Annotated in this window: 12 protein-coding genes; 3 read left to right on the forward strand and 9 right to left on the reverse strand. The window is 37.0% G+C overall.

Annotated elements, in window-relative coordinates; translation table 11 throughout:
* Nucleotides 1–58: 58 nt before the first annotated feature.
* From ACLFMM_RS07495 to nadC, 6 genes are all read right to left on the reverse strand, one after another.
* A complete protein-coding gene (locus tag ACLFMM_RS07495) occupies nucleotides 59–238 on the reverse strand; it encodes a hypothetical protein (protein ID WP_410808109.1) in 180 nt (59 codons plus the stop codon).
* A complete protein-coding gene (locus ACLFMM_RS07500; protein WP_410808110.1) occupies nucleotides 238–426 on the reverse strand; it encodes a hypothetical protein in 189 nt (62 codons plus the stop codon). Before ACLFMM_RS07500 ends, ACLFMM_RS07495 begins: the two co-directional genes overlap by 1 nt.
* A 64-nt stretch (nucleotides 427–490) precedes the next feature.
* The gene (locus ACLFMM_RS07505; protein ID WP_410808111.1) at nucleotides 491–718 is read right to left on the reverse strand and encodes a hypothetical protein; all 228 of its coding nucleotides are present in this window, start codon (nucleotides 716–718) and stop codon (nucleotides 491–493) included.
* A 92-nt stretch (nucleotides 719–810) separates the two neighbouring features.
* Nucleotides 811–1,917 carry a cell division protein FtsZ gene (locus tag ACLFMM_RS07510; protein WP_410808112.1) on the reverse strand — a complete coding sequence of 369 codons (1,107 nt, stop codon included), beginning with the start codon at nucleotides 1,915–1,917 and terminating at the stop codon, nucleotides 811–813.
* Between the two features lie 63 nt (nucleotides 1,918–1,980).
* Nucleotides 1,981–3,222, reverse strand: a complete 1,242-nt coding sequence (locus ACLFMM_RS07515; RefSeq protein ID WP_410808114.1) for a BatD family protein — start codon at nucleotides 3,220–3,222, stop codon at nucleotides 1,981–1,983.
* 107 nt (nucleotides 3,223–3,329) lie between these two features.
* The gene (gene nadC / locus ACLFMM_RS07520) at nucleotides 3,330–4,163 is read right to left on the reverse strand and encodes a carboxylating nicotinate-nucleotide diphosphorylase (RefSeq protein ID WP_410808115.1); all 834 of its coding nucleotides are present in this window, start codon (nucleotides 4,161–4,163) and stop codon (nucleotides 3,330–3,332) included.
* A gap of 132 nt (nucleotides 4,164–4,295) precedes the next feature.
* Here nadC and ACLFMM_RS07525 point away from each other — a divergent pair, with 132 nt between their 5' ends.
* From ACLFMM_RS07525 to ACLFMM_RS07535, 3 genes are all read left to right on the forward strand, one after another.
* A complete protein-coding gene (locus ACLFMM_RS07525; protein WP_410808116.1) occupies nucleotides 4,296–5,111 on the forward strand; it encodes an aspartate dehydrogenase in 816 nt (271 codons plus the stop codon).
* Between the two features lie 98 nt (nucleotides 5,112–5,209).
* Nucleotides 5,210–6,130 (forward strand): quinolinate synthase NadA, encoded by a 921-nt coding sequence (nadA, locus tag ACLFMM_RS07530; protein ID WP_410808117.1) that lies wholly within the window; start codon nucleotides 5,210–5,212, stop codon nucleotides 6,128–6,130.
* 24 nt (nucleotides 6,131–6,154) lie between these two features.
* Nucleotides 6,155–7,000: a geranylgeranylglycerol-phosphate geranylgeranyltransferase gene (locus ACLFMM_RS07535; protein ID WP_410808121.1), complete on the forward strand. Its 846-nt coding sequence runs from the start codon at nucleotides 6,155–6,157 to the stop codon at nucleotides 6,998–7,000.
* 4 nt (nucleotides 7,001–7,004) lie between these two features.
* Here the strand turns inward: ACLFMM_RS07535 and ACLFMM_RS07540 are convergent, their stop codons facing one another.
* From ACLFMM_RS07540 to ACLFMM_RS07550, 3 genes are all read right to left on the reverse strand, one after another.
* Complete coding sequence (locus ACLFMM_RS07540; protein WP_410808118.1) at nucleotides 7,005–8,225, reverse strand: methionine adenosyltransferase; 1,221 nt, start codon at nucleotides 8,223–8,225, stop codon at nucleotides 7,005–7,007.
* 67 nt (nucleotides 8,226–8,292) lie between these two features.
* A complete protein-coding gene (locus ACLFMM_RS07545) occupies nucleotides 8,293–8,985 on the reverse strand; it encodes an RNA ligase partner protein (RefSeq protein ID WP_410808119.1) in 693 nt (230 codons plus the stop codon).
* Nucleotides 8,986–9,071: 86 nt separating this feature from the next.
* Complete coding sequence (locus tag ACLFMM_RS07550) at nucleotides 9,072–9,281, reverse strand: hypothetical protein (RefSeq protein WP_410808120.1); 210 nt, start codon at nucleotides 9,279–9,281, stop codon at nucleotides 9,072–9,074.
* Nucleotides 9,282–9,335: the final 54 nt, after the last annotated feature.

Raw genomic sequence — 9,335 nt, forward strand, 5'->3', positions numbered from 1 at the left:
AATTCGTTTTCGTATGTTTTGTCTTCTGTTTGGTTGATTATTTCTATTTTAACACTATTTACAATTCTTGCATATTGTGTCTAATATTATACAAATTTGTTGCATAATTTGGGAACTGTTTTCTTCCCAGAAATGAGAAAAATACAAGAGCTGAAGCTTCCAGCAGTCCTCTGAAATCCGGTATATCGAGATAATCAACAGTTCTTATATAGGGCAGACCGATAATAATGATACCCACTAACCCCATACCCTTGTTAGCGTCATTATGTTGGCAAATCTTACAGATAGTTTAACACCTGTAAATAGAACCAACCCGAAAAAAAGAATAAGTGTTATGGAAACAAGTAGAACCGATGTATCAAAAAGAGTGTTAAAATAACCACCAAAACCAAGAGCTACAGTTGATATAGCAATGGTTTCCCCCATTAAAGCAAACCAACCAAAAAGAAACACCAAGTTTATCTCTAAGAGCATGTTTCACATAAACATATTAGGCACCCGCTTTTGGGAACATAGATGAAAGTTCAATATAAATGAGCCCTGTAAACGTAACAGCGATACCGGCGATTAGAAATGAAAACCATAGTGCATTAACAGCCAACTCATCAGCTTTTTCTATAAGAACATATATACCAGCACCACGTATACTTCCCACTCCGATGATTGTCATTTCCAGTAGTCCGAGTTCACGTTTTAGTGCTGGCTTTCCATCAATCACCTAATCCCCACATAAGTATCATTATCTGAGGGATTAAAGTGATTTGTTTTGCTCGTTAATTTAATATATCCCAGTAAAACAGGCATTTATATTTAATAATGTGGTTCGAGCCCATCTATCTTGGAAAATGCTTTATCCACTTCTTTTTCGTTTTCTATCCGGCTTTTCTTTTCACGTTCCTGACCTATGGCATCAATTGCCCTATTGTAAAGGTTCTCGATTTCATTAGCAGATTCCATTGTAGATACTATAAGTACCTGTGGATATTCACCTCTTCTCACAATAATACCTTTAAATACATGCCCTACGTTCGCAGATAGCTTTTCGACCTCATTGGATATATCATCGATACTTAAATACTCATTATCACCTTTTATAATAATCATTGCTCTGCTGGCTTCTTCATATACATTGGTGGAAAACAACAAACCTGAAGGTGCAAGTGCATTCTGGATCGCGGTTTTTACAGGAAGGTCTTTTTCAGCTCTATAATATCCAATAGTTGCAAGTCCAGCACCACCTGCCATAACGGTCTGGAAATCACCAAGGTCGGTTACCATCATCATTTCACTGTCCATGGAATCCAGAAGGAACATCACGCGCTCCGCAATCATTCCGTTAATTCCATCGTAGGCGGACTGGACATTTCCACCCAGGTCTTTGAGGAACTGGTTATCTGCAAGGATGATTCCGTCAGTTCTGCTTTCACGTATTTCTTTCAGACTGAACGCTGTGTTCTGGAGATACAATGTACCTTCCTCTCTAAACGGAAGTACAACAAGAGCATACACTGGGAAATCATACCTCTCTTTTAGCTCTTTAATAAGCAATGGGGTAAATGATGACCCGGTTCCACCTGAAGATGATGTGATTACAAAAGCAACATCAAAAGGACCCCTGTCCTCAATTTTACGGGTAATATGTTCTTTATTCTCTTCAAACACCTGTTTACCTACATTCCTATTTGCACCTACTCCATGCAGGTGTGGTATATGGGCCCTGTCTTTTGCTTTGGTAAATTCCAATTCTTTGAGGTCGTTTATTGCTGTGTTTATTGCAATGGTTTCCACATTGCTCTTATATTTCTGTTTAGAATAAAATTTGGCAAATTTTCCTCCTTTACCGAATGCTTCCTTGTTGATAGCATCAAGCACCCGATTACCGCATTGCCCGTTTCCTATTATTAGTACATTTAGCAAATTATTCCTCCAATTATTATAATATTTTAATCTGTTTTTGTATACTTATGTTTTGCTCCAAATTCAAAATTTATATTCCCTGTGTTTATAAAATATCCATCCACCAATTCCTAAAATGACTAAAATAGGCAGGACATATACATAAATCGGCTGACTGAACAAAAAGTCAAATTTTCCTTCTTTAACACGGATATCTTTTGTCGTTGATTCGTTGGTTACCTTCTCATCATCTGCACCATTGTTAAAGGATAACTGGGTGGCAAGATTATATGTTCCAATTTCGTTTGCTTTAACAGTGAATGAAATTTCTTTTTCCTTGTCTTCTCCAAAGCTTTCCATATAGACTTTCGGAACACCGTCGATGATTTCTATTTCATCGTCTCCTTCCACATATTCCATTCCATCGGGAATATCTATATCAATCTGTAACGTTTCTGCAGAAGCTTCACCAGTGTTTTTGATATTGATTGTGGATGTTACAGTGTCTCCTCTGGGAAGTGTGAAACTGTCAGCTTCTGTATTAAGATTTAATTCAGCTTTATTTTTTTCAGCTTCTTCTACAGTTATAGTGGGTGTGTTTGATGATGCCTTTGGAAAATCCTGGCCTACTTCATTCGAAAAAGTCGCAGTTGTAGGTTTTAAATCAAAATCACCAGATTTAGATGGGCTTAATTCATAGATATACACTGTTTCAGTTTCACCCTCATCTATTGACATTGGACCAGATTCTTCTAAAACTGTTTCTTCCAGAACAAAGTTTTCCTGCATCGAATTTGAAAAATCCACATCTATAGCTTTGTCATCTCCTGTGTTCTGAGCTTCTACTCTGACCCGAATATTATCCCCAACTTTTACAGTATCATTATCAACTGTTTTAGTAATGTTAATTTCCGGTGTGCCTGCAAAGTCTGCTTCAGCATGTCCCCCATTGATAACTTCTTTTGTATGTAGGTCTTTATCGTAATCTGATAATTCTGTTGATACATTGGCCTTGGGGGAATCTCCACCGGCAACTGAATTCAGTGTAACTTCTACTTCACCCTCATCCTCAAAATCGAAGGAAAAAGAACCATTAATATCTAACATAGGATCGTCTATTTCTTCATTTTCTTCATATACTCTAAACGAAGCTGTATTTTCCTCTACAAAAACGTCCGTGACTTCAATCACATAATTATTAATCTGATATCCATCGCCACTTTTAATTTCTTCAGTGTCCACAAAATCTGCGGATGCTCCCTCAACTGCTGCTAACAATATCAACATGATACCCAAAATCTGTAGGAGGTTTTTTCTTGGTTTCATTATTTCAAACCTACAAAAATTCATTTTTTATTTGTCAATTTTCTGTTGTGTACTTTGAATTAATATATAAATTTAAATATAAACCTTATGTTATGATGCTATTTATATTATTCAGTTGTTGATATTTCCATACTTATATCTATCCATTGAGACATATAAATCAATGAACCCATGGATATGACATCAACATCTGTTTTTGCATATTCTTCAAGGTTTTCAGGACTGATACCTCCGGAAACTTCCAGAATAACATTGTCATTCAGACCTTTATTTTTTAAAACCTGGATTGTGTGGATTATCTCATCGGGTTTCATATTGTCAAGCATGATAATATCAACACCCATCTGAGCCGCTTTAACGGCCTCGTCCACTGATTCAACCTCTACTTCTACTTTTTGCGTAAAACTTGCAAGTTCAAGAGCATTATTGACAGCTTCTTCAAATCCCAGTATCTTTATATGATTATCTTTGACCATAACAGCATCAGAAAGGTTATATCGGTGCGGATCACCTCCACCTGCAAATACAGCCTTTTTTTCAAATTTTCGTATCCCAGGAGTAGTTTTGCGTGTACACGCAACCTTTGTTTTATCAGAATAACGCCTGACAGTATTAACGCAATTTCGGGTCAGGGTAGCAATGCCGCACATATGACCCAGGAAATTCAGAACAAGGCGTTCTGCACGTAATAGTGATACGGCACTCCCACTGATCTTAAAAATAATATCATCCGGATACACCCTGTCACCATTGCTGAATTCAGATTCTGCATCGATATCAAAATACGTAAAAATTGATTTTGCCACATCAATACCTGCAAGGGTACATTCCTGTTTTGTAAATATGGCTGCATTATAACATGTATCTGGTACCATTGTACAGGAAATATCGTTGTATCCAATATCTTCTTCGATAAATAGTTCAATTTCTCTAATTAACATCCTTTCACTCGAGTTAATTTGTATCTCAAGAGATTTATATGATTGTAATATATTATGATTTTCCAATACAATAATATGATATAAGTATTAGTTAATAATAACAATTAAATCATCAATGAAAGGAGTCTAGAAATGCTAAGATTAGGGATAGTAGGTTGTGGAGCGATTGGTACTGAAATTTGTAAAGCAATTGATGAAGGCTCCATAGAAATTGAACTGACAGCTGTGTATGACAGGCATGATGAACATCTCTGTAATCTGAAGTCATGCCTTGAAAATTCTGCACCAAAAGTCCTTGAATTATCTGAAATGGTCAAATATGTTAACCTTGTTGTAGAAAGTGCTTCACAAAAGGCAGCTTATGATGTTGTAACTGTTGCTCTTGAATCAAGATGTGATGTAATGGTCATGAGTGTTGGGGTCTTTGCAGATGAAAATTTCCGAAAAAAAGCTACAGACCTTGCAAGACAGAATGGATGTAAAATCTATCTACCATCAGGTGCACTTATAGGGCTGGATGGAGTAAAAACAGCTTCATGTGCAGACATATATTCAGTAACACTTACAACCCTGAAACATCCTGAAAGTCTTGCAGGAGCTCCTTATATACTTGAAAATAATATTGACCTCGATTCCATCGACCATGAAACTGTTATTTTTGAAGGATCTGCAGCTGAAGCTGTTAAAAAGTTTCCTGCCAATGTGAATGTTGCGGCAACGTTGAGTCTTGCTGGTATTGGCTTTAAAGATACCAGCGTAAAAATCATAACAGACCCACAAATTACAAAAAATATACACAAACTAACAGTAGATGGTAGTTTTGGCCGTTTCACCACAAGAGTGGAAAATCTGCCTTCTCCTACAAACCCGAAAACGAGTTATCTGGCAAGCTTATCTGTTATAGCTACTCTGCAGAAGATAGTAAATCCTATTCAAGTGGGTACCTGATAGAGGATAATCTTTTATTGTGGGTGTGATTATTGTAATTCTAAGATTACAATAAAGTTTTAAACTATTATTTTAATCGAAATCATCAAGTGATTTTTATGCAGGATAATGAATCTGTTATTAATAATATTAACAAACTGAAAAATGAAAAAAATGCGGTAATTCTTGCACATAATTATCAGAGGGACGAGATCCAGGATATTGCGGATTTTGTTGGTGATTCACTCGGACTCAGTCAGGAAGCAGTGAATCAGGATGCAGATGTAATCGTTTTTTGTGGTGTCGATTTTATGGCAGAAAGTGCTGCAATCCTCAGTCCTGAAAAAACAGTTCTAATGCCGGAAATTGATGCAGGTTGTCCGATGGCAGCGATGGTGACACCGAGGTCGCTTCGTGAGAAAAGAGAAGAATATCCTGATGCAGAAGTGGTATGTTATGTTAATACATCTGCTGCTGTCAAGGCAGAATGTGATATTTGCTGTACATCCGCAAACGCCGTTAATGTCGTAAACTCTCTGGATGCGAACACAATAATCTTTGTACCTGATAAAAACCTTGCAAACTATGTCAACTCTCAGACTGAGAAGACTATTATACCATGGGAAGGATACTGTCCAACCCATCATCAGATTCTTGCTGGAGATGTGCTTCTGATGAAAGAACAGCACCCAAGTGCAGATTTTCTGGCACACCCCGAATGTCGTATTGATGTCCTGGAGATAGCTGATGAAATCCTGAGCACCACCGGCATGGTAAATTATGTTAAACAATCGGACTCAGACGAATTTATCATAGGTACTGAAAATGGAATTCTTCACAGACTGGAAAAGGAAAATCCTGATAAAAAGTTCTATCATGCATCCCAGTACGCCATCTGTCCGAATATGAAAATGATAACTCTTGACAGTGTCCAGAAATCTCTTGAGAAAATGGAATATGAAATCAGGGTACCAGAAGAAACAAGGGCAAAGGCAAAACGTGCATTGGATAGAATGCTGGAAGTAAAGCGTAGTGAATGATAACCAATTATGGAAAGAATGTTTATGCGCGCCTATATTCAGTTAATCCGATATGGCAACTGCACAATGGCAGCAATTGCTGCAGTTATAGGTGTATTTATAGCATTCAATATTCTTTACACTTCATCTCTGGATTTATCTTTTGTATATAACAGTATAACAGTATTCATTGTTGTGTTTTTTGTCACTGGAGCAGGTAATGCCATCAATGATTATTTTGATTATGAAATCGATGTAATAAATAAACCCTCGAGACCCATACCATCCGGAAAAATAGAGTTGTCAAAAGCTTTTTCTTTTTCACTGGCACTTTTTATATCCGGTATAATAATAGCATTTACTATTAACTGGATAACAGGATTGATTTCTCTATTTAATTCGCTGGTTCTTATCTATTATGCAAAAACCTTGAAAAGAAAGGCATTTTTCGGTAATTTGAGTATAGGGTATCTTACAGGTTCCACGTTTTTATTTGGTGGAGCAGTGTATGGGATTTCCGGTCTGTATGCGCTATTGATACTGTTTGTTCTTGCTACACTCGCAACCATTTCTCGGGAAATTGTAAAGGACATTGAAGATATAAAAGGAGATGAAATGGAAAGGGCAAACACGCTCCCGATTCAAGTAGGTGTACAAAAATCCGTCTACATCGCTGCGCTCATCGGTCTTGTAGCAATAATATCCAGTCCGCTTCCATATTTCCAGTCATTGTTGAACACCAGATTTCTCTACATTGTGGCACTAGCAGATGTTTTTTTTATAATGGCAATTTCCGAGATCATATTACAAAACAATGCATCAATGTCTTCTAAGCTTTTTAAAATAGCGATGATGTTTGCCCTTATCTCATTTATTGCAGGTTCTTTATAAAAAATTAATATATGGGTACTTTTCCTTTAGCAAGTTCCATACAGAATTGCTGAATATTTTCAAGTTCTGAATCTATAACCTCATGTACCTCGTTTTTAACAGAATCAAATGTGCCTCCATCCACAGAAATCTGGGTAGTTGCTATACGCGGCTTATCAATGGGTTTACCAATATCACTCAACAACCATACATAAGCCTCTGATACGTCAGGGATTTCATTATATAACCTGTGGGCAATTTTATGACTTAAGGCATTGTAGATTTTACCCACATGACTTACAGGATTTTTACCGGCTGCAGCTTCAGCACTGGAAGGCCTATTTAATGGAATAATGCCATTAACCCGATTTCCGCGTCCTACCTGACCGCAATCAGCATCTTCTGAAGAGGTCCCTGTAACTGTGGTATAGATACCATTCAGTCCCCTTCCTGGTTCATCAAGGGTATTTAATGAAATTGATGTAAAAAGTGGGTTACATTCTGTTTCAGCATATTTAGATACAAAATCCTCGATTTCATCCAAGATTTCATGTTTTGTCCTGAAATATTCGTTTTCTGAGTTTACAAATCTGTCAATTAGGGGCATAGCTACTGTAAGATGGATTTTGTTGTCATTCCTAACACCCATAATTTTAACATCTTCCCCTGATTCAGGGTACTCTTTTTTAAATGTAGATGAGTTTAGATATTTTTCAGTTTCATGGACTATCCATTCTGTAAATGTAAAAGGAGCATAACCAACAGCGGCAGATGTATCATTTGCACCCAGAACCTCACCTTTTTCTTTCCGCCTGAATATATCGGTAAGTTCAGATGAACCACTTTTTAGTTCAATCTGATATTCAATCTGGAACGGGTCAACAAACCTCAGGTTATCGGAAAACCATTTTTTTGCTGTACTGGTTACTATATTTTCTATATCAAATTCCACACCTTCAGCTTCAAAGGTAGCTCTGTCACCAAAAACCAGTAGCATCGGGTCTATAACCTCTCCACCCCCCATTTTAGCGTTTACTTTTCCGGATACAAGCATGCCTTTGTCTGTATTGTGGTGCAGTATATGACCCAGTTTTTTTATATATTCACTGCAAAGGTTTACAGAAACTTTATCCATCAACGAATCACAGATATAATCCGGATGTCCCAGTCCTTTTCTCTCAACAACCTCAAATTTCTGCTCTTCCATGGGTGGAGCATTAAGACCCTCAATTACAATATTGCGCAATTATTGACCCCCTAAAATAAAGTAAAGAATCGAATCAGATTATAAGGTTAAAGCCATATAAATAAATTTAACCTTCATATTCATCAATAAATGAAGAAGAATGTTTGATATATTCCTTCAGCATCCTCGGGAATGTTGATGCAGGAACATATCTGACAGCCAGCTGTTCAGCCCATTTCTGAATACCATAATCACTTGCTACTACAGCAGCATCGAGTTCTCTGGCAAGTAGCAATACATCAATATCTGGGGCACTGTCAAGTATACCATAACGTAACGCTGACCTGTATTTATTTCTGAATTTACCTACAATACCACCTATAACTTCCCTTTCAAGTTCTTCCCCAAAATTTTCTTTATCCTCTTCTCTCAGGGACATACATTGAGATGCAGTATTTAGAATAGCATCTTCTGCTACATTCATCCCTTTGTTGATTCTGTCACGCATGTAAGTTACATATTCATGAAATATGCGGGATGGTATTGTAACTGTGTATCTGTCAGGTGTTTTTTTGACAAGCCATGTGTCAATTTTTGCGATTACTTCATCATCACAATTGTTATTTTTGGCGAATTCATGTAGTTCATTATATACCGATGGGAATGGGATATAACAGCTTATATCCAGCTGGAGGCGAGCATTTGCTATAAGTTCGAGGATGTTCTGCATTCCTTCACATAACTCATTGGTTTCCATCTGTTCCCTTGTTTGAAGGTCGGTAAGTGCAGTTGTGTCCAAGACAAATCTTTGTCGCAGCATTTTTAAAACCCGAAAGTTGGTTTGGATTATCAATTGATGATGGTAATTTTATAATATATCAGTTTTGTTTTTATCAGATTGTTTTATCATAGGTTGGAATTATTATTTCCGAATTGAGGTTTTTTTGTTTTATCTTCTCTAATTATTTCTTTTACAACGTCTATGGCTTCTCGGGCATCTTCAGCATATGCATCTGCACCTATTTCACCACAAAAATCCCATGACACAGGTCCGCCTCCTATCATAATTCTTACACCGGGTAGTTTTCTTCTCGCCAGTTTGACCACATCATTCATTCCGCACTCCTAAATTTACATAAAATGATGTAAACTCAGGTGAGAAAGTATCAT

It is taken from the genome of Methanohalobium sp., assembly GCF_046546175.1.
Classification (GTDB): Archaea; Halobacteriota; Methanosarcinia; order Methanosarcinales; family Methanosarcinaceae; genus Methanohalobium.